Source organism: Vagococcus hydrophili, from assembly GCF_011304195.1.
GTDB lineage: Bacteria > Bacillota > Bacilli > Lactobacillales > Vagococcaceae > Vagococcus > Vagococcus hydrophili.
In genome coordinates this window covers 1,231,964-1,258,428 of record NZ_CP049887.1, presented here as the reverse complement: position 1 = coordinate 1,258,428, position 26,465 = coordinate 1,231,964, and the positions used below count along the sequence as shown (strand labels likewise).

At 43.9% G+C, this 26,465-nt stretch carries 7 protein-coding genes, 21 tRNA genes and 9 rRNA genes; all 37 read right to left on the bottom strand.

The features are described 5' to 3' along the window. Window positions 1–99: 99 nt before the first annotated feature. Window positions 100–2,574 (bottom strand): ATP-dependent Clp protease ATP-binding subunit, encoded by a 2,475-nt coding sequence (locus tag G7082_RS06360; protein WP_166034285.1) that lies wholly within the window; start codon window positions 2,572–2,574, stop codon window positions 100–102. A gap of 5 nt (window positions 2,575–2,579) precedes the next feature. Next, the gene (locus G7082_RS06355) at window positions 2,580–3,047 is read right to left on the bottom strand and encodes a CtsR family transcriptional regulator (RefSeq protein ID WP_166034284.1); all 468 of its coding nucleotides are present in this window, start codon (window positions 3,045–3,047) and stop codon (window positions 2,580–2,582) included. A gap of 145 nt (window positions 3,048–3,192) precedes the next feature. Continuing rightward, window positions 3,193–3,278, bottom strand: a tRNA-Leu gene (locus G7082_RS06350). A 14-nt stretch (window positions 3,279–3,292) separates the two neighbouring features. Beyond that, window positions 3,293–3,364: transfer RNA gene (locus tag G7082_RS06345), tRNA-Gly, on the bottom strand. A 10-nt stretch (window positions 3,365–3,374) separates the two neighbouring features. Continuing rightward, window positions 3,375–3,447 (bottom strand) — tRNA-Thr (locus tag G7082_RS06340). A gap of 19 nt (window positions 3,448–3,466) precedes the next feature. Continuing rightward, window positions 3,467–3,539, bottom strand: a tRNA-Lys gene (locus G7082_RS06335). Window positions 3,540–3,552: 13 nt separating this feature from the next. Then, window positions 3,553–3,625 (bottom strand) — tRNA-Val (locus G7082_RS06330). 20 nt (window positions 3,626–3,645) lie between these two features. After that, window positions 3,646–3,761: ribosomal RNA gene (rrf, locus tag G7082_RS06325) — 5S ribosomal RNA — on the bottom strand. A gap of 86 nt (window positions 3,762–3,847) precedes the next feature. Next, a 23S ribosomal RNA gene (locus G7082_RS06320) occupies window positions 3,848–6,757 on the bottom strand. A 234-nt stretch (window positions 6,758–6,991) separates the two neighbouring features. Beyond that, window positions 6,992–8,552: ribosomal RNA gene (locus G7082_RS06315) — 16S ribosomal RNA — on the bottom strand. 243 nt (window positions 8,553–8,795) lie between these two features. Beyond that, window positions 8,796–8,869: transfer RNA gene (locus tag G7082_RS06310), tRNA-Pro, on the bottom strand. Between the two features lie 15 nt (window positions 8,870–8,884). Continuing rightward, window positions 8,885–8,958: transfer RNA gene (locus tag G7082_RS06305), tRNA-Arg, on the bottom strand. 20 nt (window positions 8,959–8,978) lie between these two features. Next, window positions 8,979–9,064, bottom strand: a tRNA-Leu gene (locus tag G7082_RS06300). A 14-nt stretch (window positions 9,065–9,078) separates the two neighbouring features. After that, window positions 9,079–9,150: transfer RNA gene (locus G7082_RS06295), tRNA-Gly, on the bottom strand. Window positions 9,151–9,160: 10 nt separating this feature from the next. Further along, a tRNA-Thr gene (locus tag G7082_RS06290) sits at window positions 9,161–9,233 on the bottom strand. A gap of 19 nt (window positions 9,234–9,252) precedes the next feature. After that, window positions 9,253–9,325, bottom strand: a tRNA-Lys gene (locus G7082_RS06285). A gap of 13 nt (window positions 9,326–9,338) precedes the next feature. Then, window positions 9,339–9,411: transfer RNA gene (locus G7082_RS06280), tRNA-Val, on the bottom strand. 20 nt (window positions 9,412–9,431) lie between these two features. After that, window positions 9,432–9,547 (bottom strand): 5S ribosomal RNA (rrf, locus tag G7082_RS06275). Window positions 9,548–9,633: 86 nt separating this feature from the next. Further along, window positions 9,634–12,543: ribosomal RNA gene (locus G7082_RS06270) — 23S ribosomal RNA — on the bottom strand. A 234-nt stretch (window positions 12,544–12,777) separates the two neighbouring features. After that, a 16S ribosomal RNA gene (locus G7082_RS06265) occupies window positions 12,778–14,338 on the bottom strand. A 243-nt stretch (window positions 14,339–14,581) separates the two neighbouring features. Beyond that, window positions 14,582–14,655 (bottom strand) — tRNA-Pro (locus G7082_RS06260). Window positions 14,656–14,670: 15 nt separating this feature from the next. After that, window positions 14,671–14,744, bottom strand: a tRNA-Arg gene (locus tag G7082_RS06255). Window positions 14,745–14,764: 20 nt separating this feature from the next. After that, a tRNA-Leu gene (locus G7082_RS06250) sits at window positions 14,765–14,850 on the bottom strand. Between the two features lie 14 nt (window positions 14,851–14,864). Then, window positions 14,865–14,936 (bottom strand) — tRNA-Gly (locus tag G7082_RS06245). A gap of 10 nt (window positions 14,937–14,946) precedes the next feature. Then, window positions 14,947–15,019, bottom strand: a tRNA-Thr gene (locus G7082_RS06240). A gap of 19 nt (window positions 15,020–15,038) precedes the next feature. Then, window positions 15,039–15,111, bottom strand: a tRNA-Lys gene (locus tag G7082_RS06235). A 13-nt stretch (window positions 15,112–15,124) separates the two neighbouring features. Further along, window positions 15,125–15,197, bottom strand: a tRNA-Val gene (locus tag G7082_RS06230). A 20-nt stretch (window positions 15,198–15,217) separates the two neighbouring features. Further along, window positions 15,218–15,333: ribosomal RNA gene (gene rrf / locus G7082_RS06225) — 5S ribosomal RNA — on the bottom strand. 86 nt (window positions 15,334–15,419) lie between these two features. Then, a 23S ribosomal RNA gene (locus G7082_RS06220) occupies window positions 15,420–18,329 on the bottom strand. A gap of 234 nt (window positions 18,330–18,563) precedes the next feature. After that, window positions 18,564–20,124: ribosomal RNA gene (locus tag G7082_RS06215) — 16S ribosomal RNA — on the bottom strand. Together the 16S, 23S and 5S rRNA genes with 21 tRNA genes alongside form the textbook arrangement of a ribosomal RNA operon. Window positions 20,125–20,367: 243 nt before the next feature. After that, window positions 20,368–20,441: transfer RNA gene (locus tag G7082_RS06210), tRNA-Pro, on the bottom strand. Window positions 20,442–20,456: 15 nt separating this feature from the next. Continuing rightward, a tRNA-Arg gene (locus G7082_RS06205) sits at window positions 20,457–20,530 on the bottom strand. 219 nt (window positions 20,531–20,749) lie between these two features. Continuing rightward, window positions 20,750–21,244, bottom strand: a complete 495-nt coding sequence (locus G7082_RS15005) for a helicase (RefSeq protein WP_166034283.1) — start codon at window positions 21,242–21,244, stop codon at window positions 20,750–20,752. 11 nt (window positions 21,245–21,255) lie between these two features. Continuing rightward, complete coding sequence (locus G7082_RS06195) at window positions 21,256–22,056, bottom strand: Cof-type HAD-IIB family hydrolase (protein WP_166034282.1); 801 nt, start codon at window positions 22,054–22,056, stop codon at window positions 21,256–21,258. Continuing rightward, window positions 22,049–22,669, bottom strand: coding sequence for a sugar O-acetyltransferase (locus G7082_RS06190; protein ID WP_166034281.1), 621 nt, complete (start codon window positions 22,667–22,669; stop codon window positions 22,049–22,051). Before G7082_RS06190 ends, G7082_RS06195 begins: the two co-directional genes overlap by 8 nt. Window positions 22,670–22,687: 18 nt before the next feature. Further along, complete coding sequence (locus G7082_RS06185; protein WP_166034280.1) at window positions 22,688–23,698, bottom strand: ROK family protein; 1,011 nt, start codon at window positions 23,696–23,698, stop codon at window positions 22,688–22,690. 102 nt (window positions 23,699–23,800) lie between these two features. Then, on the bottom strand, window positions 23,801–26,422 hold the full coding sequence (locus tag G7082_RS06180) for a MucBP domain-containing protein (RefSeq protein WP_166034279.1): 2,622 nt from the start codon (window positions 26,420–26,422) through the stop codon (window positions 23,801–23,803). Window positions 26,423–26,465 lie beyond the last annotated feature (43 nt).

The following is a 26,465-nucleotide window of genomic DNA, read 5'->3' as shown; positions in this document are numbered from 1 at the left end:
ATTGTGAGTAATCAGCATAATCCTACCACAATCACCCCAACTTTGACAATGTTATCACAAATAAAAAAGCGCTAGTTATTAAACTAGCGCTAAAGTTTGTTAGACTTTTTGCAAATCTTTTTCTTTCGTAACCTTCACATTAATTTTACCTTTTTTAGCTCCCATTACTACTTTACTACCTGGCGTAATCTCACCAGAAAGGAGTAATTCACTTAAACGATCTTCGATTTCTTTTTGAATCGCTCGTCTAATCGGTCTTGCTCCGTATTCTGGATCAAACCCTTCCTTACTAATCACTTCAATAGCAGAAGGTGTTAATTTCAAGTTAATTTTTTGCTCTTTCAATCGTTCAACCACAGATTGACTCATAATCTTAACAATTTGATTTAATTCTTTTTTATCCAATGAATGGAAAACAAGTAATTCATCCACACGGTTTAAGAATTCTGGACGGAAACTTTTCTTAAGCTCTTCTAAAATACGAGATTTCATGGCTTTATAATCTTTTTCCCCACCAGTTGAACCAAAACCAACTGTTTTCTCATCACGTAAAGCTGTGGCTCCAATATTTGATGTCATGATCAAAATCGTATTTTTAAAATCTACTTTGCGGCCCTTAGAATCTGTTAAATGACCATCATCTAATACTTGAAGTAAAATATTGAAAACATCTGGATGTGCTTTTTCCACTTCATCCAGTAAAACCACTGAATAAGGTTTTTGACGAATGCGCTCAGTTAACTGACCACCTTCATCATAACCCACATAACCAGGAGGAGAACCCACTAAACGACTTGTACTATGTTTCTCCATAAATTCAGACATGTCCACACGAATCAAGGCATCCTCAGAACCAAACATCACAGAAGCCAAGGTTTTAGCAAGCTCAGTTTTACCCACACCTGTTGGTCCTAAGAACATAAATGAACCAATCGGACGATTCGGATCTTTCAAACCACTTCTAGCACGACGAATCGCACGAGAAACAGACTCAACAGCTTCCTCTTGACCAACCACACGCTCATGTAACACTTTTTCAAGCTCTAGCAATCGTTCTGTCTCTTTTTTCTCTAATTGCTCTAAAGGAATTCCAGTCCACTGCGCCACAACCGAAACAATCGCTTCTTCTGTTACTTTCGTTTTATATACAGTGTCTTTCTTCTTTTCAGTTTCAATTAATTTATCCAATTTTTTATAAGCCGCTTTTTCTTTTTTACGAGCATTTGCCGCATCTTTAAAGTCTTGTCTTAAAATAGCATCTTCTTTTTCTTGAATAATTTCTTCAACTTTTTCACGTTGCAAAGCAATTGGTGAACGCTTATCTGCCACTTCTAATCTGGCGCGAGCCGCAGACTCATCAATCAAATCAATGGCTTTGTCCGGCAATTGACGATCACTAATATAGCGTGTCGATAAATTCACCGCCGCAAACACCGCCTCATCCGTAATTCGAACCTTATGATGATCCTCATAACGAGAACGTAAACCAAGTAAAATCTGCTCCGCTTCCTCAGCTGTTGGCTCATCCACTTGAATTTTTGCAAAACGACGTTCTAAAGCCGAATCTTTTTCGATATATTTTTGATACTCATCTAAAGTCGTCGCACCAATTGTTTGAAGCTCACCACGAGCAAGAGCCGGCTTTAAAATATTCGAAGCATCAATTGCCCCTTCTGCCCCACCAGCACCAATTAACGTATGAAGCTCATCAATAAAGAGAATCACTTCACCGTCACGATAAATTTCATCTACTACTTTCTTCATGCGGTCCTCAAACTCACCACGATACTTCGTTCCAGCAACCACTGCTCCCATATCTAACATCATCAAACGTTTAGACAACATTTCTTTAGGAACACGACCTTGAATAATGCGTTGAGCTAAGCCTTCAGCAATCGCCGTTTTCCCCACACCAGGTTCTCCTACTAAAACAGGATTATTTTTCGTTCTACGACTTAAAATCTGGATTAAACGCTGAACCTCTTTATCACGTCCCACTAAAGGATCTAAACGATTATCTCGGGCAGATTGAGTCAAATCACGAGCTAAAGAATCAAGCGTCGGTGTTCCTTCTTCCACCTGTTGACGAGAGGCATTGGGTTGTTTTCTTTGATTTTGCTTATTAGCCGGTTCTACCAAGCCAATTTTTTTATAAATCAGCTGACGAACCTTTCCTAAATCCACATCTAAGTTAGTCAAAACACGAGCAGCCAAAACTTCCTCATCCTTGATTAAAGCAAGTAAAATATGTTCAGTCCCAACGCTAGGCGCTCCCACTCGCTTAGCCTCTGCACTAGCAAAAGATAAAACTTGTTTTGCCCTAGGTGAATATGGCAATAGCTCTGAAACATTCGCAGGTTTTTGTCCATATTGAGTAATATGTTCAACTTCCTCAAAAACCATTTTTTCATCCAAATTAAAACTTCTTAAAACTTTCCCAGCAATTCCTTTTTGTTCATTAATTAAACCTAATAACAGATGCTCAGTTGAAATAGCCTTCTGTCTAAAATATTTAGCTTGTATTTCTGCAATCTCCAAAGCAAGCTTCGCCTTGTCTGTAAATAATTCACTCATACTATTCACTCCTTCTCGTCATATGTTAAACGTTCTAATAACTCGACCATCATATGTGCTCTTAATTTATTATTATCACTCACACTAAGTAACGGTTTATTACATAATAACGTGCTTATGATTTCCTTTTCCCTCAATTCAATCACATCGTTTAGGTATAATTGTTTTAAGATAGCAAACGCATCACTTTCTGTCAAACTAGAGCCTACAGATTCTGACACACGAATCAAATAGTCACCATGTTGAAGTAAATCAACCTTCACAATTCTAATATAGCCACCACCACCACGCTTACTCTCCACTTGGTATCCTTGTGGCACTGTGAAACGTGTCTTTATCACATAATTTATTTGTGACGGCACACAATCAAACAAATCAGCCATTTCAGAACGACGAATTTCAACCATTTGATTGATTTCCAATATTTCTTTTAAATATGCCTCAATAATATCTGACATATTTCGATTATCCAATTGAAACACCACCTTTATCGTCAATTGACTATCTCTGACCTTTATTATACAAAAGTATGCCTCAATAATACATTAAAAGGTTCCAAAAATTTTTGGTATAAAAAAAAAGCCATTTCTGACTTTCTTATCTGAATTACTATTAAAATGCCGAGGACCGGAATCGAACCGGTACGGTGATCACTCACCGCAGGATTTTAAGTCCTGTGCGTCTGCCAGTTCCGCCACCCCGGCTAAGAACTCATAAAAGCGGAAGACGAGGTTCGAACTCGCGACCCCCACCTTGGCAAGGTGATGTTCTACCACTGAACTACTTCCGCTTATTTAAAGTGCCGGCTAAAGGAGTTGAACCCTCGACCCTCTGATTACAAATCAGATGCTCTACCAACTGAGCTAAGCCGGCTTATTTTTTACAAAAAAAATGACCCGTACTGGGCTCGAACCAGTGACCCTCTGATTAAAAGTCAGATGCTCTACCAACTGAGCTAACGAGTCGTCATTCTTTAAATGGAGGTTAACGGGATCGAACCGCTGACCCCCTGCTTGTAAGGCAGGTGCTCTCCCAGCTGAGCTAAACCTCCGAATAAAAAAAACGCGTACAGCATGGCGACGTCCTACTCTCACAAGGGGAAACCCCTCACTACCCTCGGCGCTAAGAAACTTAACTTCTGTGTTCGGCATGGGAACAGGTGTATCCTTCTTGCCATCATCGCCACACTTACGTGCGTTTTATTTAATTGAGTGATTGTTCACTCAAAACTGAATGTTTTAGTTAGACATCTTTTTTACTTCACCGTTTTTCTTTGGTTAAGTCCTCGATCGATTAGTACTAGTCCGCTCCGTACATCACTGCACTTCCACTCCTAGCCTATCTACCTGATCATCTTTCAGGGATCTTACTTTCTTAAAGAAATGGGAAATCTCATCTTGAGGGGGGCTTCACGCTTAGATGCTTTCAGCGTTTATCCCTTCCACACATAGCTACCCAGCAATGCCCTTGGCAGAACAACTGGTACACCAGAGGTGTGTCCATCCCGGTCCTCTCGTACTAAGGACAGCTCCTCTCAAATTTCCAACGCCCGCGACGGATAGGGACCGAACTGTCTCACGACGTTCTGAACCCAGCTCGCGTGCCGCTTTAATGGGCGAACAGCCCAACCCTTGGGACCGACTACAGCCCCAGGATGCGACGAGCCGACATCGAGGTGCCAAACCTCCCCGTCGATGTGAACTCTTGGGGGAGATAAGCCTGTTATCCCCAGGGTAGCTTTTATCCGTTGAGCGATGGCCCTTCCATGCGGAACCACCGGATCACTAAGCCCGACTTTCGTCCCTGCTCGAGTTGTAGCTCTCGCAGTCAAGCTCCCTTATGCCTTTGCACTCTACGAATGATTTCCAACCATTCTGAGGGAACCTTTGGGCGCCTCCGTTACTTTTTAGGAGGCGACCGCCCCAGTCAAACTGTCCATCTGACACTGTCTCCCGCCACGATAAGTGGCGCGGGTTAGAATGGTCATAACACAAGGGTAGTATCCCACCAATGCCTCCCTCGAGACTAGCGTCCCGAGCTCTACGGCTCCTACCTATCCTGTACATGTGTTACAAACATTCAATATCAAACTACAGTAAAGCTCCATGGGGTCTTTCCGTCCTGTCGCGGGTAACCTGCATCTTCACAGGTACTAAAATTTCACCGAGTCTCTCGTTGAGACAGTGCCCAAATCGTTACGCCTTTCGTGCGGGTCGGAACTTACCCGACAAGGAATTTCGCTACCTTAGGACCGTTATAGTTACGGCCGCCGTTTACTGGGGCTTCAATTCTGAGCTTCGCTATTGCTAACCCATCCTCTTAACCTTCCAGCACCGGGCAGGCGTCAGCCCCTATACGTCATCTTTCGATTTTGCAGAGACCTGTGTTTTTGATAAACAGTCGCTTGGGCCTATTCACTGCGGCTGAACTTGCGTTCAGCACCCCTTCTCCCTAAGTTACGGGGTCATTTTGCCGAGTTCCTTAACGAGAGTTCTCTCGCTCACCTTAGGATTCTCTCCTCGACTACCTGTGTCGGTTTGCGGTACGGGCCGTTTGTTTCTAACTAGAAGCTTTTCTTGGCAGTGTGATATTAAGACTTCGGTACTAAATTTCCCTCCTCATCACAACTTGTCCTTAGAGGTAAAAGCATTTGACTCTTACCAAGACTTGTTGCTTGAACGCACATATCCAACAGTGCGATCTTGTAACCTACTGCGTCCCTCCATTGTTCAAACAAAACAAACGGGTACAGGAATCTCAACCTGTTATCCATCGCCTACGCCTATCGGCCTCAGCTTAGGTCCCGACTAACCCTGGGAGGACGAGCCTTCCCCAGGAAACCTTAGTCATTCGGTGGACAGGATTCTCACCTGTCTTTCGCTACTCATACCGGCATTCTCACTTCTAAGCGCTCCACCAGTCCTTACGATCTAGCTTCAACGCCCTTAGAACGCTCTCCTACCATAGAACCTAAGTTCTATCCACAGCTTCGGTAATATGTTTAGCCCCGGTACATTTTCGGCGCAAGGGCACTCGACTAGTGAGCTATTACGCACTCTTTAAATGGTGGCTGCTTCTGAGCCAACATCCTAGTTGTTTGTGCACCCTCACATCCTTTTCCACTTAACATATATTTGGGGACCTTAGCTGGTGGTCTGGGCTGTTTCCCTTTCGACAATGGATCTTATCACTCACTGTCTGACTCCCGGACATAAATGAATGGCATTCGGAGTTTATCTGAATTCGGTAACCCGAGACGGGCCCCTAGTCCAAACAGTGCTCTACCTCCATCATTCTAATTCCGAGGCTAGCCCTAAAGCTATTTCGGAGAGAACCAGCTATCTCCAAGTTCGTTTGGAATTTCTCCGCTACCCACACCTCATCCCCGCACTTTTCAACGTACGTGGGTTCGGTCCTCCAGTGCGTTTTACCGCACCTTCAACCTGGACATGGGTAGGTCACTTGGTTTCGGGTCTACGACTACATACTCACTCGCCCTATTCAGACTCGCTTTCGCTACGGCTCCGCTTCTTCAGCTTAACCTCGCATGCAATCGTAACTCGCCGGTTCATTCTGCAAAAGGCACGCCATCACCCATTAACGGGCTCTGACTTTTTGTAGGCACACGGTTTCAGGTTCTATTTCACTCCCCTTCCGGGGTGCTTTTCACCTTTCCCTCACGGTACTGGTACACTATCGGTCACTAGAGAGTATTTAGCCTTGGGAGATGGTCCTCCCGGATTCCGACGGAATTTCTCGTGTTCCGCCGTACTCAGGATACTCATAGGTGTGTTGTCAATTTCGTCTACGGGGCTTTTACCCGCTCCGGCTGACCTTTCCAGGTCGATTCGACTATCCACAACAGCTACCACAGCTGAGTCCTACAACCCCAACAAGCAAGCTTGTTGGTTTGGGCTGTTTCCGTTTCGCTCGCCGCTACTAAGGAAATCGATTTTTCTTTCTCTTCCTGCAGGTACTTAGATGTTTCAGTTCTCTGCGTCTACCTCTAACAAGCTATGTATTCACTTGAAAGTAACATCCTATAAAAGATGCTGGGTTCCCCCATTCGGAAATCTCTGGATCATAGCTTACTTACAGCTCCCCAAAGCATATCGGAGTTAGTCCCGTCCTTCATCGGCTTCTAGTGCCAAGGCATCCACCGTGCGCCCTTATTCACTTAACCTTTTTCTAACCTAATGGTTAGACTTTGTTTATTTAAATCAACTAGCGATAGCTAATTTAAATAATATTTTATGTATCACAATTTTAATAATAAAACTGATCAACTCGGTGTGTTAAAAAAATGTTGATGTCTAACTTCAACTATCCAGTTTTCAATGAACAATGTTTCTGAGAGTAAACCTCTCAAAACTAAACAAAGTAAGTACAACCATGTGATTTCCGTAATATTCCTTAGAAAGGAGGTGATCCAGCCGCACCTTCCGATACGGCTACCTTGTTACGACTTCACCCCAATCATCTATCCCACCTTAGGCGGCTGGCTCCTAAAAGGTTACCTCACCGACTTTGGGTGTTACAAACTCTCGTGGTGTGACGGGCGGTGTGTACAAGGCCCGGGAACGTATTCACCGTGGCATGCTGATCCACGATTACTAGCGATTCCGGCTTCATGTAGGCGAGTTGCAGCCTACAATCCGAACTGAGAACGGCTTTAAGAGATTAGCTAAACCTCGCGGTCTCGCAACTCATTGTACCGTCCATTGTAGCACGTGTGTAGCCCAGGTCATAAGGGGCATGATGATTTGACGTCATCCCCACCTTCCTCCGGTTTGTCACCGGCAGTCTTGCTAGAGTGCCCAACTAAATGATGGCAACTAACAATAAGGGTTGCGCTCGTTGCGGGACTTAACCCAACATCTCACGACACGAGCTGACGACAACCATGCACCACCTGTCACTTTGTCCCCGAAGGGAAAGCTCTATCTCTAGAGTGGTCAAAGGATGTCAAGACCTGGTAAGGTTCTTCGCGTTGCTTCGAATTAAACCACATGCTCCACCGCTTGTGCGGGCCCCCGTCAATTCCTTTGAGTTTCAACCTTGCGGTCGTACTCCCCAGGCGGAGTGCTTAATGCGTTAACTGCAGCACTGAAGGGCGGAAACCCTCCAACACTTAGCACTCATCGTTTACGGCGTGGACTACCAGGGTATCTAATCCTGTTTGCTCCCCACGCTTTCGAGCCTCAGCGTCAGTTACAGACCAGAGAGTCGCCTTCGCCACTGGTGTTCCTCCATATATCTACGCATTTCACCGCTACACATGGAATTCCACTCTCCTCTTCTGCACTCAAGTCCTCCAGTTTCCAATGACCTTCCTCGGTTGAGCCGAGGGCTTTCACATCAGACTTAAAAGACCGCCTGCGCTCGCTTTACGCCCAATAAATCCGGACAACGCTTGCCACCTACGTATTACCGCGGCTGCTGGCACGTAGTTAGCCGTGGCTTTCTGGTTAGATACCGTCAAGGCGGGAGCAGTTACTCTCCCACTTGTTCTTCTCTAACAACAGAGTTTTACGATCCGAAAACCTTCTTCACTCACGCGGCGTTGCTCGGTCAGACTTTCGTCCATTGCCGAAGATTCCCTACTGCTGCCTCCCGTAGGAGTCTGGGCCGTGTCTCAGTCCCAGTGTGGCCGATCACCCTCTCAGGTCGGCTATGCATCACGGTCTTGGTAGGCCATTACCCCACCAACTAACTAATGCAGCGCGGGCCCATCCAACAGTGACACCCGAAAGCGTCTTTTATTATTCTCCCATGCGGGAAAACAAATTATGCGGTATTAGCACCTGTTTCCAAGTGTTATCCCCCTCTGTTGGGCAGGTTGCCCACGTGTTACTCACCCGTCCGCCACTCTCTGATTTTCGGTGGAGCAAGCTCCGGTGAAAATCAAAGCGTTCGACTTGCATGTATTAGGCACGCCGCCAGCGTTCGTCCTGAGCCAGGATCAAACTCTCAATAAAAGTTGATTAACATCTTGCGATGTTTAGCTCATTAATTTTAAAACTTGCTAGCGAATGTTATTTCACTAAATATGGTTTGTTTCTACTAAGTAGAAACGCCCTATCACATTTGGTTTGTCTTACTTTGTTTAGTTTTCAAAGGTCTAATCTGTGTTGCTTTAACAACTTTTATATCATACCAAGTTATCAAAGTTTTGTCAACACTTTTTAAAAATATTTTTTTAAAGAATTTTTTCTTTAAAATCGGGAAGACAGGATTCGAACCTGCGACCCCTTGGTCCCAAACCAAGTGCTCTACCAAGCTGAGCTACTTCCCGTATCATTCTTAAAAACGCGCCCAAGAGGAGTCGAACCCCTAACCTTCTGATCCGTAGTCAGACACTCTATCCAATTGAGCTATGGGCGCTTGTAAAAATATTATTAAAATGCCGAGGACCGGAATCGAACCGGTACGGTGATCACTCACCGCAGGATTTTAAGTCCTGTGCGTCTGCCAGTTCCGCCACCCCGGCTAAGAACTCATAAAAGCGGAAGACGAGGTTCGAACTCGCGACCCCCACCTTGGCAAGGTGATGTTCTACCACTGAACTACTTCCGCTTATTTAAAGTGCCGGCTAAAGGAGTTGAACCCTCGACCCTCTGATTACAAATCAGATGCTCTACCAACTGAGCTAAGCCGGCTTATTTTTTACAAAAAAAATGACCCGTACTGGGCTCGAACCAGTGACCCTCTGATTAAAAGTCAGATGCTCTACCAACTGAGCTAACGAGTCGTCATTCTTTAAATGGAGGTTAACGGGATCGAACCGCTGACCCCCTGCTTGTAAGGCAGGTGCTCTCCCAGCTGAGCTAAACCTCCGAATAAAAAAAACGCGTACAGCATGGCGACGTCCTACTCTCACAAGGGGAAACCCCTCACTACCCTCGGCGCTAAGAAACTTAACTTCTGTGTTCGGCATGGGAACAGGTGTATCCTTCTTGCCATCATCGCCACACTTACGTGCGTTTTATTTAATTGAGTGATTGTTCACTCAAAACTGAATGTTTTAGTTAGACATCTTTTTTACTTCACCGTTTTTCTTTGGTTAAGTCCTCGATCGATTAGTACTAGTCCGCTCCGTACATCACTGCACTTCCACTCCTAGCCTATCTACCTGATCATCTTTCAGGGATCTTACTTTCTTAAAGAAATGGGAAATCTCATCTTGAGGGGGGCTTCACGCTTAGATGCTTTCAGCGTTTATCCCTTCCACACATAGCTACCCAGCAATGCCCTTGGCAGAACAACTGGTACACCAGAGGTGTGTCCATCCCGGTCCTCTCGTACTAAGGACAGCTCCTCTCAAATTTCCAACGCCCGCGACGGATAGGGACCGAACTGTCTCACGACGTTCTGAACCCAGCTCGCGTGCCGCTTTAATGGGCGAACAGCCCAACCCTTGGGACCGACTACAGCCCCAGGATGCGACGAGCCGACATCGAGGTGCCAAACCTCCCCGTCGATGTGAACTCTTGGGGGAGATAAGCCTGTTATCCCCAGGGTAGCTTTTATCCGTTGAGCGATGGCCCTTCCATGCGGAACCACCGGATCACTAAGCCCGACTTTCGTCCCTGCTCGAGTTGTAGCTCTCGCAGTCAAGCTCCCTTATGCCTTTGCACTCTACGAATGATTTCCAACCATTCTGAGGGAACCTTTGGGCGCCTCCGTTACTTTTTAGGAGGCGACCGCCCCAGTCAAACTGTCCATCTGACACTGTCTCCCGCCACGATAAGTGGCGCGGGTTAGAATGGTCATAACACAAGGGTAGTATCCCACCAATGCCTCCCTCGAGACTAGCGTCCCGAGCTCTACGGCTCCTACCTATCCTGTACATGTGTTACAAACATTCAATATCAAACTACAGTAAAGCTCCATGGGGTCTTTCCGTCCTGTCGCGGGTAACCTGCATCTTCACAGGTACTAAAATTTCACCGAGTCTCTCGTTGAGACAGTGCCCAAATCGTTACGCCTTTCGTGCGGGTCGGAACTTACCCGACAAGGAATTTCGCTACCTTAGGACCGTTATAGTTACGGCCGCCGTTTACTGGGGCTTCAATTCTGAGCTTCGCTATTGCTAACCCATCCTCTTAACCTTCCAGCACCGGGCAGGCGTCAGCCCCTATACGTCATCTTTCGATTTTGCAGAGACCTGTGTTTTTGATAAACAGTCGCTTGGGCCTATTCACTGCGGCTGAACTTGCGTTCAGCACCCCTTCTCCCTAAGTTACGGGGTCATTTTGCCGAGTTCCTTAACGAGAGTTCTCTCGCTCACCTTAGGATTCTCTCCTCGACTACCTGTGTCGGTTTGCGGTACGGGCCGTTTGTTTCTAACTAGAAGCTTTTCTTGGCAGTGTGATATTAAGACTTCGGTACTAAATTTCCCTCCTCATCACAACTTGTCCTTAGAGGTAAAAGCATTTGACTCTTACCAAGACTTGTTGCTTGAACGCACATATCCAACAGTGCGATCTTGTAACCTACTGCGTCCCTCCATTGTTCAAACAAAACAAACGGGTACAGGAATCTCAACCTGTTATCCATCGCCTACGCCTATCGGCCTCAGCTTAGGTCCCGACTAACCCTGGGAGGACGAGCCTTCCCCAGGAAACCTTAGTCATTCGGTGGACAGGATTCTCACCTGTCTTTCGCTACTCATACCGGCATTCTCACTTCTAAGCGCTCCACCAGTCCTTACGATCTAGCTTCAACGCCCTTAGAACGCTCTCCTACCATAGAACCTAAGTTCTATCCACAGCTTCGGTAATATGTTTAGCCCCGGTACATTTTCGGCGCAAGGGCACTCGACTAGTGAGCTATTACGCACTCTTTAAATGGTGGCTGCTTCTGAGCCAACATCCTAGTTGTTTGTGCACCCTCACATCCTTTTCCACTTAACATATATTTGGGGACCTTAGCTGGTGGTCTGGGCTGTTTCCCTTTCGACAATGGATCTTATCACTCACTGTCTGACTCCCGGACATAAATGAATGGCATTCGGAGTTTATCTGAATTCGGTAACCCGAGACGGGCCCCTAGTCCAAACAGTGCTCTACCTCCATCATTCTAATTCCGAGGCTAGCCCTAAAGCTATTTCGGAGAGAACCAGCTATCTCCAAGTTCGTTTGGAATTTCTCCGCTACCCACACCTCATCCCCGCACTTTTCAACGTACGTGGGTTCGGTCCTCCAGTGCGTTTTACCGCACCTTCAACCTGGACATGGGTAGGTCACTTGGTTTCGGGTCTACGACTACATACTCACTCGCCCTATTCAGACTCGCTTTCGCTACGGCTCCGCTTCTTCAGCTTAACCTCGCATGCAATCGTAACTCGCCGGTTCATTCTGCAAAAGGCACGCCATCACCCATTAACGGGCTCTGACTTTTTGTAGGCACACGGTTTCAGGTTCTATTTCACTCCCCTTCCGGGGTGCTTTTCACCTTTCCCTCACGGTACTGGTACACTATCGGTCACTAGAGAGTATTTAGCCTTGGGAGATGGTCCTCCCGGATTCCGACGGAATTTCTCGTGTTCCGCCGTACTCAGGATACTCATAGGTGTGTTGTCAATTTCGTCTACGGGGCTTTTACCCGCTCCGGCTGACCTTTCCAGGTCGATTCGACTATCCACAACAGCTACCACAGCTGAGTCCTACAACCCCAACAAGCAAGCTTGTTGGTTTGGGCTGTTTCCGTTTCGCTCGCCGCTACTAAGGAAATCGATTTTTCTTTCTCTTCCTGCAGGTACTTAGATGTTTCAGTTCTCTGCGTCTACCTCTAACAAGCTATGTATTCACTTGAAAGTAACATCCTATAAAAGATGCTGGGTTCCCCCATTCGGAAATCTCTGGATCATAGCTTACTTACAGCTCCCCAAAGCATATCGGAGTTAGTCCCGTCCTTCATCGGCTTCTAGTGCCAAGGCATCCACCGTGCGCCCTTATTCACTTAACCTTTTTCTAACCTAATGGTTAGACTTTGTTTATTTAAATCAACTAGCGATAGCTAATTTAAATAATATTTTATGTATCACAATTTTAATAATAAAACTGATCAACTCGGTGTGTTAAAAAAATGTTGATGTCTAACTTCAACTATCCAGTTTTCAATGAACAATGTTTCTGAGAGTAAACCTCTCAAAACTAAACAAAGTAAGTACAACCATGTGATTTCCGTAATATTCCTTAGAAAGGAGGTGATCCAGCCGCACCTTCCGATACGGCTACCTTGTTACGACTTCACCCCAATCATCTATCCCACCTTAGGCGGCTGGCTCCTAAAAGGTTACCTCACCGACTTTGGGTGTTACAAACTCTCGTGGTGTGACGGGCGGTGTGTACAAGGCCCGGGAACGTATTCACCGTGGCATGCTGATCCACGATTACTAGCGATTCCGGCTTCATGTAGGCGAGTTGCAGCCTACAATCCGAACTGAGAACGGCTTTAAGAGATTAGCTAAACCTCGCGGTCTCGCAACTCATTGTACCGTCCATTGTAGCACGTGTGTAGCCCAGGTCATAAGGGGCATGATGATTTGACGTCATCCCCACCTTCCTCCGGTTTGTCACCGGCAGTCTTGCTAGAGTGCCCAACTAAATGATGGCAACTAACAATAAGGGTTGCGCTCGTTGCGGGACTTAACCCAACATCTCACGACACGAGCTGACGACAACCATGCACCACCTGTCACTTTGTCCCCGAAGGGAAAGCTCTATCTCTAGAGTGGTCAAAGGATGTCAAGACCTGGTAAGGTTCTTCGCGTTGCTTCGAATTAAACCACATGCTCCACCGCTTGTGCGGGCCCCCGTCAATTCCTTTGAGTTTCAACCTTGCGGTCGTACTCCCCAGGCGGAGTGCTTAATGCGTTAACTGCAGCACTGAAGGGCGGAAACCCTCCAACACTTAGCACTCATCGTTTACGGCGTGGACTACCAGGGTATCTAATCCTGTTTGCTCCCCACGCTTTCGAGCCTCAGCGTCAGTTACAGACCAGAGAGTCGCCTTCGCCACTGGTGTTCCTCCATATATCTACGCATTTCACCGCTACACATGGAATTCCACTCTCCTCTTCTGCACTCAAGTCCTCCAGTTTCCAATGACCTTCCTCGGTTGAGCCGAGGGCTTTCACATCAGACTTAAAAGACCGCCTGCGCTCGCTTTACGCCCAATAAATCCGGACAACGCTTGCCACCTACGTATTACCGCGGCTGCTGGCACGTAGTTAGCCGTGGCTTTCTGGTTAGATACCGTCAAGGCGGGAGCAGTTACTCTCCCACTTGTTCTTCTCTAACAACAGAGTTTTACGATCCGAAAACCTTCTTCACTCACGCGGCGTTGCTCGGTCAGACTTTCGTCCATTGCCGAAGATTCCCTACTGCTGCCTCCCGTAGGAGTCTGGGCCGTGTCTCAGTCCCAGTGTGGCCGATCACCCTCTCAGGTCGGCTATGCATCACGGTCTTGGTAGGCCATTACCCCACCAACTAACTAATGCAGCGCGGGCCCATCCAACAGTGACACCCGAAAGCGTCTTTTATTATTCTCCCATGCGGGAAAACAAATTATGCGGTATTAGCACCTGTTTCCAAGTGTTATCCCCCTCTGTTGGGCAGGTTGCCCACGTGTTACTCACCCGTCCGCCACTCTCTGATTTTCGGTGGAGCAAGCTCCGGTGAAAATCAAAGCGTTCGACTTGCATGTATTAGGCACGCCGCCAGCGTTCGTCCTGAGCCAGGATCAAACTCTCAATAAAAGTTGATTAACATCTTGCGATGTTTAGCTCATTAATTTTAAAACTTGCTAGCGAATGTTATTTCACTAAATATGGTTTGTTTCTACTAAGTAGAAACGCCCTATCACATTTGGTTTGTCTTACTTTGTTTAGTTTTCAAAGGTCTAATCTGTGTTGCTTTAACAACTTTTATATCATACCAAGTTATCAAAGTTTTGTCAACACTTTTTAAAAATATTTTTTTAAAGAATTTTTTCTTTAAAATCGGGAAGACAGGATTCGAACCTGCGACCCCTTGGTCCCAAACCAAGTGCTCTACCAAGCTGAGCTACTTCCCGTATCATTCTTAAAAACGCGCCCAAGAGGAGTCGAACCCCTAACCTTCTGATCCGTAGTCAGACACTCTATCCAATTGAGCTATGGGCGCTTGTAAAAATATTATTAAAATGCCGAGGACCGGAATCGAACCGGTACGGTGATCACTCACCGCAGGATTTTAAGTCCTGTGCGTCTGCCAGTTCCGCCACCCCGGCTAAGAACTCATAAAAGCGGAAGACGAGGTTCGAACTCGCGACCCCCACCTTGGCAAGGTGATGTTCTACCACTGAACTACTTCCGCTTATTTAAAGTGCCGGCTAAAGGAGTTGAACCCTCGACCCTCTGATTACAAATCAGATGCTCTACCAACTGAGCTAAGCCGGCTTATTTTTTACAAAAAAAATGACCCGTACTGGGCTCGAACCAGTGACCCTCTGATTAAAAGTCAGATGCTCTACCAACTGAGCTAACGAGTCGTCATTCTTTAAATGGAGGTTAACGGGATCGAACCGCTGACCCCCTGCTTGTAAGGCAGGTGCTCTCCCAGCTGAGCTAAACCTCCGAATAAAAAAAACGCGTACAGCATGGCGACGTCCTACTCTCACAAGGGGAAACCCCTCACTACCCTCGGCGCTAAGAAACTTAACTTCTGTGTTCGGCATGGGAACAGGTGTATCCTTCTTGCCATCATCGCCACACTTACGTGCGTTTTATTTAATTGAGTGATTGTTCACTCAAAACTGAATGTTTTAGTTAGACATCTTTTTTACTTCACCGTTTTTCTTTGGTTAAGTCCTCGATCGATTAGTACTAGTCCGCTCCGTACATCACTGCACTTCCACTCCTAGCCTATCTACCTGATCATCTTTCAGGGATCTTACTTTCTTAAAGAAATGGGAAATCTCATCTTGAGGGGGGCTTCACGCTTAGATGCTTTCAGCGTTTATCCCTTCCACACATAGCTACCCAGCAATGCCCTTGGCAGAACAACTGGTACACCAGAGGTGTGTCCATCCCGGTCCTCTCGTACTAAGGACAGCTCCTCTCAAATTTCCAACGCCCGCGACGGATAGGGACCGAACTGTCTCACGACGTTCTGAACCCAGCTCGCGTGCCGCTTTAATGGGCGAACAGCCCAACCCTTGGGACCGACTACAGCCCCAGGATGCGACGAGCCGACATCGAGGTGCCAAACCTCCCCGTCGATGTGAACTCTTGGGGGAGATAAGCCTGTTATCCCCAGGGTAGCTTTTATCCGTTGAGCGATGGCCCTTCCATGCGGAACCACCGGATCACTAAGCCCGACTTTCGTCCCTGCTCGAGTTGTAGCTCTCGCAGTCAAGCTCCCTTATGCCTTTGCACTCTACGAATGATTTCCAACCATTCTGAGGGAACCTTTGGGCGCCTCCGTTACTTTTTAGGAGGCGACCGCCCCAGTCAAACTGTCCATCTGACACTGTCTCCCGCCACGATAAGTGGCGCGGGTTAGAATGGTCATAACACAAGGGTAGTATCCCACCAATGCCTCCCTCGAGACTAGCGTCCCGAGCTCTACGGCTCCTACCTATCCTGTACATGTGTTACAAACATTCAATATCAAACTACAGTAAAGCTCCATGGGGTCTTTCCGTCCTGTCGCGGGTAACCTGCATCTTCACAGGTACTAAAATTTCACCGAGTCTCTCGTTGAGACAGTGCCCAAATCGTTACGCCTTTCGTGCGGGTCGGAACTTACCCGACAAGGAATTTCGCTACCTTAGGACCGTTATAGTTACGGCCGCCGTTTACTGGGGCTTCAATTCTGAGCTTCGCTATTGCTAACCCATCCTCTTAACCTTCCAGCACCGGGCAGGCGTCAGCCCCTATACGTCATCTTTCGATTTTGCAGAGACCTGTGTTTTTGATAAACAGTCGCTTGGGCCTATTCACTGCGGCTGAACTTGCGTTCAGCACCCCTTCTCCCTAAGTTACGGGGTCATTTTGCCGAGTTCCTTAACGAGAGTTCTCTCGCTCACCTTAGGATTCTCTCCTCGACTACCTGTGTCGGTTTGCGGTACGGGCCGTTTGTTTCTAACTAGAAGCTTTTCTTGGCAGTGTGATATTAAGACTTCGGTACTAAATTTCCCTCCTCATCACAACTTGTCCTTAGAGGTAAAAGCATTTGACTCTTACCAAGACTTGTTGCTTGAACGCACATATCCAACAGTGCGATCTTGTAACCTACTGCGTCCCTCCATTGTTCAAACAAAACAAACGGGTACAGGAATCTCAACCTGTTATCCATCGCCTACGCCTATCGGCCTCAGCTTAGGTCCCGACTAACCCTGGGAGGACGAGCCTTCCCCAGGAAACCTTAGTCATTCGGTGGACAGGATTCTCACCTGTCTTTCGCTACTCATACCGGCATTCTCACTTCTAAGCGCTCCACCAGTCCTTACGATCTAGCTTCAACGCCCTTAGAACGCTCTCCTACCATAGAACCTAAGTTCTATCCACAGCTTCGGTAATATGTTTAGCCCCGGTACATTTTCGGCGCAAGGGCACTCGACTAGTGAGCTATTACGCACTCTTTAAATGGTGGCTGCTTCTGAGCCAACATCCTAGTTGTTTGTGCACCCTCACATCCTTTTCCACTTAACATATATTTGGGGACCTTAGCTGGTGGTCTGGGCTGTTTCCCTTTCGACAATGGATCTTATCACTCACTGTCTGACTCCCGGACATAAATGAATGGCATTCGGAGTTTATCTGAATTCGGTAACCCGAGACGGGCCCCTAGTCCAAACAGTGCTCTACCTCCATCATTCTAATTCCGAGGCTAGCCCTAAAGCTATTTCGGAGAGAACCAGCTATCTCCAAGTTCGTTTGGAATTTCTCCGCTACCCACACCTCATCCCCGCACTTTTCAACGTACGTGGGTTCGGTCCTCCAGTGCGTTTTACCGCACCTTCAACCTGGACATGGGTAGGTCACTTGGTTTCGGGTCTACGACTACATACTCACTCGCCCTATTCAGACTCGCTTTCGCTACGGCTCCGCTTCTTCAGCTTAACCTCGCATGCAATCGTAACTCGCCGGTTCATTCTGCAAAAGGCACGCCATCACCCATTAACGGGCTCTGACTTTTTGTAGGCACACGGTTTCAGGTTCTATTTCACTCCCCTTCCGGGGTGCTTTTCACCTTTCCCTCACGGTACTGGTACACTATCGGTCACTAGAGAGTATTTAGCCTTGGGAGATGGTCCTCCCGGATTCCGACGGAATTTCTCGTGTTCCGCCGTACTCAGGATACTCATAGGTGTGTTGTCAATTTCGTCTACGGGGCTTTTACCCGCTCTGGCTGACCTTTCCAGGTCGATTCGACTATCCACAACAGCTACCACAGCTGAGTCCTACAACCCCAACAAGCAAGCTTGTTGGTTTGGGCTGTTTCCGTTTCGCTCGCCGCTACTAAGGAAATCGATTTTTCTTTCTCTTCCTGCAGGTACTTAGATGTTTCAGTTCTCTGCGTCTACCTCTAACAAGCTATGTATTCACTTGAAAGTAACATCCTATAAAAGATGCTGGGTTCCCCCATTCGGAAATCTCTGGATCATAGCTTACTTACAGCTCCCCAAAGCATATCGGAGTTAGTCCCGTCCTTCATCGGCTTCTAGTGCCAAGGCATCCACCGTGCGCCCTTATTCACTTAACCTTTTTCTAACCTAATGGTTAGACTTTGTTTATTTAAATCAACTAGCGATAGCTAATTTAAATAATATTTTATGTATCACAATTTTAATAATAAAACTGATCAACTCGGTGTGTTAAAAAAATGTTGATGTCTAACTTCAACTATCCAGTTTTCAATGAACAATGTTTCTGAGAGTAAACCTCTCAAAACTAAACAAAGTAAGTACAACCATGTGATTTCCGTAATATTCCTTAGAAAGGAGGTGATCCAGCCGCACCTTCCGATACGGCTACCTTGTTACGACTTCACCCCAATCATCTATCCCACCTTAGGTGGCTGGCTCCTAAAAGGTTACCTCACCGACTTTGGGTGTTACAAACTCTCGTGGTGTGACGGGCGGTGTGTACAAGGCCCGGGAACGTATTCACCGTGGCATGCTGATCCACGATTACTAGCGATTCCGGCTTCATGTAGGCGAGTTGCAGCCTACAATCCGAACTGAGAACGGCTTTAAGAGATTAGCTAAACCTCGCGGTCTCGCAACTCATTGTACCGTCCATTGTAGCACGTGTGTAGCCCAGGTCATAAGGGGCATGATGATTTGACGTCATCCCCACCTTCCTCCGGTTTGTCACCGGCAGTCTTGCTAGAGTGCCCAACTAAATGATGGCAACTAACAATAAGGGTTGCGCTCGTTGCGGGACTTAACCCAACATCTCACGACACGAGCTGACGACAACCATGCACCACCTGTCACTTTGTCCCCGAAGGGAAAGCTCTATCTCTAGAGTGGTCAAAGGATGTCAAGACCTGGTAAGGTTCTTCGCGTTGCTTCGAATTAAACCACATGCTCCACCGCTTGTGCGGGCCCCCGTCAATTCCTTTGAGTTTCAACCTTGCGGTCGTACTCCCCAGGCGGAGTGCTTAATGCGTTAACTGCAGCACTGAAGGGCGGAAACCCTCCAACACTTAGCACTCATCGTTTACGGCGTGGACTACCAGGGTATCTAATCCTGTTTGCTCCCCACGCTTTCGAGCCTCAGCGTCAGTTACAGACCAGAGAGTCGCCTTCGCCACTGGTGTTCCTCCATATATCTACGCATTTCACCGCTACACATGGAATTCCACTCTCCTCTTCTGCACTCAAGTCCTCCAGTTTCCAATGACCTTCCTCGGTTGAGCCGAGGGCTTTCACATCAGACTTAAAAGACCGCCTGCGCTCGCTTTACGCCCAATAAATCCGGACAACGCTTGCCACCTACGTATTACCGCGGCTGCTGGCACGTAGTTAGCCGTGGCTTTCTGGTTAGATACCGTCAAGGCGGGAGCAGTTACTCTCCCACTTGTTCTTCTCTAACAACAGAGTTTTACGATCCGAAAACCTTCTTCACTCACGCGGCGTTGCTCGGTCAGACTTTCGTCCATTGCCGAAGATTCCCTACTGCTGCCTCCCGTAGGAGTCTGGGCCGTGTCTCAGTCCCAGTGTGGCCGATCACCCTCTCAGGTCGGCTATGCATCACGGTCTTGGTAGGCCATTACCCCACCAACTAACTAATGCAGCGCGGGCCCATCCAACAGTGACACCCGAAAGCGTCTTTTATTATTCTCCCATGCGGGAAAACAAATTATGCGGTATTAGCACCTGTTTCCAAGTGTTATCCCCCTCTGTTGGGCAGGTTGCCCACGTGTTACTCACCCGTCCGCCACTCTCTGATTTTCGGTGGAGCAAGCTCCGGTGAAAATCAAAGCGTTCGACTTGCATGTATTAGGCACGCCGCCAGCGTTCGTCCTGAGCCAGGATCAAACTCTCAATAAAAGTTGATTAACATCTTGCGATGTTTAGCTCATTAATTTTAAAACTTGCTAGCGAATGTTATTTCACTAAATATGGTTTGTTTCTACTAAGTAGAAACGCCCTATCACATTTGGTTTGTCTTACTTTGTTTAGTTTTCAAAGGTCTAATCTGTGTTGCTTTAACAACTTTTATATCATACCAAGTTATCAAAGTTTTGTCAACACTTTTTAAAAATATTTTTTTAAAGAATTTTTTCTTTAAAATCGGGAAGACAGGATTCGAACCTGCGACCCCTTGGTCCCAAACCAAGTGCTCTACCAAGCTGAGCTACTTCCCGTATCATTCTTAAAAACGCGCCCAAGAGGAGTCGAACCCCTAACCTTCTGATCCGTAGTCAGACACTCTATCCAATTGAGCTATGGGCGCTTGAAATAACTATTAAGAATCATATCACTTTAATCGTGTCCTGTCTACTTGATTTTTAACCTTTTCAATATTTTTATTTCCTACACAATTCAAAAAAATATTCAATTCATCTATAAAATTAAGAGGAGATATATTTTTTGTCGTTTTTCTAATATATCTCTCTTCACCTTGCATCTTTTTGAATCTAAAACATTTTTATTTATTATATAGTACTCAAAATTATTTTTTACAAAAAACAAAACGATCTTCACTTGAAAATAAATGCTCATCATCACATATGTAACCTCGCAACCACAAATCGCCTTCTATTTTCCTTAAATATAAGCCTTTAGGAAAATGAATGTCTGAAGTAATATTTTTTGTAGCTACTGTTAGAGAATCGTCGGGGGCTTTACCTTTCGACACTAGCCCATGACTATTTTTTTCATATCTATTCCCCATTCTTAAATATATCCCAGTATCTTCTGGACACAATAACAACCCTTTCTCGGCTGCTTGTTTATAAATTGTCGATAAATTAGCTCCTTTAGTTAATCCTAACTCTGCTACAGACAACATGATAATTTGAATTTTTCTAGGCGTTTCAGTTACTTTAAACCGAGTGTCATTGATGTACGTTTCTGCTAGTGGGTTCATTTTAATTTTTTTATCATACAACTGGACTAACGTTTCTTTTTTACTTAATCCACCGATAATTAATTCCATAGTTTCCATGTTTTTACCTCTTATTTAATTTCTAGTAATTGCTCTAGTATTTCTAATACTCCTTCTTCATCATTATTTGGCGCTATATGAGAAGCTGCTTCTTTAGATTCTTTACTTCCATTTTCCATAGCATAGCTATATTTAACGTGACGAAGCATCTCTAAATCATTGCCACCATCTCCAAAAGCAACCATTTCATCTGACCGAACTCCCCATTTTTCTTGGAGTATTCGCAGACCGTTAGCTTTGTGAAGGCCTGGAATAATCAAATCGATATCTCCGTGACCGCTAGAAACTGCTTCTAATCTGCCACTAAATCTTTCATTAAAGAACTCTAAAAAATGAGTTGTTTCATCTACTGGCACATTGGTGGCCACTTTAAAGAATACATCTTCAATACTATTCGTTATTTCTTCCACAACTTCTAAACGATGATAATACGATCGACCTAAAGCGATTAGCTCTTCTGGTTCTTTCTCACTTGTATAAGCACTTTTTCGCCCGCACAAGATCATAAACACTTCTGGATGCTCTTTAATAAAAGCGATAACGTCCTGAACTAAATCATCTGACATACGACCACAAAACATTTCTTCCTCTTCACTAATAACAAGCGCCCCATTTTCTGCAACAAAGGATATTTCTTCAGCTATTTCAGGGAAAAACGACTTTAATTGATAGTACTGGTTGCCGCTTGCTACAACAAACTTAATATCTCGCTCTTTCATTTCTTTATAAATTTTAGCAAATCGTTCTCGGTTGTAATCCTTTGTAGATGATAAAAAAGTTCCATCCATATCAACTGCAACTAATCTAATCATTCTCAACTTCCTCCCAGTATGCTTTTTGTTTGTTTTCCCAATAAATTCTATCTTCTTCCCCAATTGGGCGAATCACTTTACAAGGATTTCCTGCTGCAACCACATTATCAGGAATATTTTTTGTTACTACGGAACCTGATCCGATGACGGTGTTATTTCCAACGGTTACACCTGGATTTACTGTCACGTTGCCACCTAGCCAAACATTATTGCCAATTTTGATTTCTTTCCCAAATTCCAGTCCTGAATTTCTAACCTCTGCATCTAGTGGATGGCTTGGTGTTAATAAGTTAACTTTAGGTCCAAACATAACATTTTCACCAATTGAAATTCTCGCTACATCCAAGAAACAACAATCAAAATTAGCATAAAAATTATTACCAATTGAAATATTCGAGCCATAATCACATCTAAATGGCGGTTCCATATAGATATTCTCTCCGGTTTCTTGGAATAACTCTTTTAACAACTCACTCCGATAATCAATTTGTTCTTCTGTTGTTTGATTGAATAAGCGGGTTAACTGTCGACTTTTTTTTACATCTCTTCTTAGTTCAGCATCTCCTGCTATATATAAATCTTCTTGAAGCATTTTTTGTTTTTCCGTACGCATTAACACCCATCCTCTTTCTTATTTAAATTCATTCAGTAATAATCGGTTAGTTTCTTCTAACCCGATTTGGATCAATCCTGCTAAGTAATCTTCTTTAAAATATCTCGACAAGTGAATCGTTGGTAATTCTATCAGAGGAAACTTAGTTACTATTTTTTTCCCAACTTCATGAATTACTTCTTCGTTAATTCGTTCATCAGTACCGTAAACAACGACCTCGTGAGGATCATATAAACTAATAAAAACCTCCATCATATCTAATAAATGCTTCGTCAAATCTACTTTTAGGATATTCTCTTTGGACCAATCGACCTCTAATGGTAGTACAGAAACTTCTCCAACGAAATTATTTCGACCCTTTAAAATTTTCTGATAGATCGACACACCACCGCCAGGAGGAAATTCAACTGGATAATAAATACCTGAAATTATTTTTTCTTTTGGCTCTCTCATGGCATAACCTAAAACAGCTGCATTCACGTCATTTTCTAATGTCACCTGACAATCAAATTTTTCTGTTAGCTCTTCTTGAACTGACTTTCCTTGCAACATAGGATGATCGACTACTTTCACAATGCCATTCATCTCAACACCTGGTATTCCTAATACGATACTATTAATCTCCGGATAATCCCTCTTCCATTCTCCAATAACTTCTACAAAATCTTCCCAACTCAAATCTGCGATAGGGAGCTCTTCTTCTTTAATAATTTTACCCACCAAATCACATAAATAAAAAAAGAAAGATAACTCATTTCTATTTTCTACAATTTTTATTACTAGAAATGTATTTTTCTGTTCGTTAAATCGATAAGATACCGCATGACGCCCACCTGTCACCACTTCATTCGAATAAGGATAGATCATTTTTTTTTCTAATAATTCAGGAATTAATTTATTAATGGTTACCACACTCAACTTACTCAAATCTGCTAATTCACGTTTCGATAGTGGAGCATTATTTTTAACAAGTTGTGTTAAATACGCTAAATTATTTTGCTTCACCATTTGCGGTTTACTTGATTTCATTGCCCACCTCTTTTTAAACTTAGTTTATAAACTAAGTTTAGTATATAGATAAAAGAAAAGATTAACAAGAAATATAGCTAGTTTCTTGTTAATCTTTTTAATTTATTTATTTTGTGTTACTGCATTACTATTGATATAACCAATCCATTTGTCTCCATCATATAGAGAATAGTAAGTATAACCATTGAAATGTTGATAGTAACCTTTAGCATTATAAGTATTACCTAACAATTTAGTACTATTTGTTACAACTTTCCAATCAAAGTTTGAATAAACATCATATCCCTTAACTGATACAATTACATATTTACTTGAACTAACATATGAACCTTCTGCTTTCGTAACTGTTCCTGCTTTAGAATCAACATACCCTTGCCATTTACCTTTATTGTCGTAAAGAGAATAATACGTACGACCATTAACATGCTCATAACGTCCACGAATTTGGTAAGTATTACCATATAAAGAGTCTGTCGAATTAATCACATTTTCTTTAAATGATCCCCAAACATCCATACCTTTATTGACTACATTAAAGTAACGACCATCTGAAATATATGGTCCTTGTGGGCTTGTGATTTTAACAGCCGCACTAGATTCTAAATAACCTTGCCAAACATTGTTACTATCAAATAGTGAATAATAAGTTTTACCATTAGCATGTTCATAACGTCCACGCGCTTGGTAATATTTATCTACCATTGAATCAGTTGTTCCTTTTTTATTCCAACTAAAATTAGAATATAAGTCAACACCTTTTTTAGTAACTTTTACATAGTCACCGTCTGGAATATAGTTGCCTTCTGCTTTTGCATCCATTGTTGCTTCACTATTAATATAGCCTTGCCACTCACCGTTTAAATCATATAATGAGAAGTATGTACTACCATTAGCGTGTTCATAACGTCCACGCGCTTGTAATGTTTTACCAATTAATTCATCACTCTTGTTACGGAATTTCCAATCAAAGTTTGACCACACATTATAACCAGGTTGATTAACTTTCACATACCTACCATCTGGAATATAGTTGCCTTCTGGATTTTTCACAACACTAACTGCTTTTGCATCAATGTACCCTTGCCATTTATCTTGATTATCATAAATAGAATAGTAAGTATTTCCATTGATATGCTCATAACGACCTTTTGCTGTAAATGTATTACCTTTTAACACATTACTTGAGTTTCTGATTGTCCAATTAAAATCTGAATAAACGTCATACCCCATTTTATCAACTGTCACAAAACGACCATCTGGAATATAAGCTCCTTGTGGGTTGGCACTGATTGTTGCTGTTGCGTTTAAATAGCCTTGCCATTCACCTTTTACATTATATAAAGAGTAATATGTTTCGCCATTAAAATGTTCATAACGTCCACGCGCTTGTAATGTTTGTCCATATAAATTATCACTAGAATTTTTTCTCTTCCAATCAAAATTTGACCACACGCCATAACCTTTTTTCGCTACTTTAACATAGCTTCCGTCTGCAATGTAGTTACCTTCTTGGTTTCCATCTGAGACAGCATTAGAATTAATATAGCCATACCAATTACCTTTCACATCATATAATGAATAGTATGTACTGCCGTTAAAGTGTTCATAACGACCTTGTGCTTTAAAATTTTTACCTAATAATTGATCATTCGAAACTTTTTTATTCCAATCAAAATTTGACCAACTATCGTATCCTTTTTTAGTTACTTTAACAATTCTTCCATCTGAAATGTAAGGACCTTGTGGCGATGTTTTAGTTGTTGCATCTGCGTTAATGTATCCTTGCCACTCGTTTTTAGCATTAAATAGTGAGTAGTAAGTTGAGCCATTTGAATGTTCATATCTACCGCGAGCTTCAAAGGTTTCTCCATATAAATTAGTACTTGTATTTTTTTGTTTCCAGTCAAAGTTTGAGTAGATACCGTAACCTTTTTTAGTTATTTTTACATAACTTCCGTCTGCAATGTATGGACCCTGGCCCACTCTCTTATACGTATGAGTAATTGTTTGTGCCTCTTCTGTATACTTAACATCTAAGGAGCCTGAGACAAATTCGTATCCTGAAATAACTTCTTTAGTGATAGGTGCTTTAGTCCCCACTTCACCTTCAAATGTCACTGGTTTTTTAATTTCTATGTTTTTATCATCAATATATTTTACTGTAACGTTACTTTTTTTAGCATTTTCTTTATATTCTAGAACAACATGTTGTGCTTCACTCGTAAATTCTCCAACTAGGTTTCCTTCTTTTACCTTATTGAATGAATAACCAGATATCGCTTTTTTATCTACATTATACGCTGCTCCAACATTCCCAGTTTTTGTTTCATCTGTAGAAATCGTTGTCCCTTTTTCATCCACATAACTCACAAGAACAGACCCTTTTTCTACTGGAACATCAATTTTAGAATAAGTTAATATTATAATTTGCTTCTCTGTCGTGTATTTTCCTTTTAATTCAGTGTCTGAACTTTTATACGTGTAATTCTCTATTGTTTTAGGTTTTACTTCATATGGTCCACCTAAATCACCTGTTAATTTTTCTTCATCAGAGATAGTTACACCCGACTCATCAACGTATTTTACAATAACAGGTTGAACAAGATATTCTGCATTTACAGACGTATCTGTCGCTGCTGTTTCCGCAAATACTTGTGTCACACCAGTTATCGAAGGTAATACTAGAGTCGATAACAATAAAGTTGTCAAAAGTTTCTTTTTCATTCTTTACACTCCTAAAATTTTATTTATTACTTATTATTCTAGC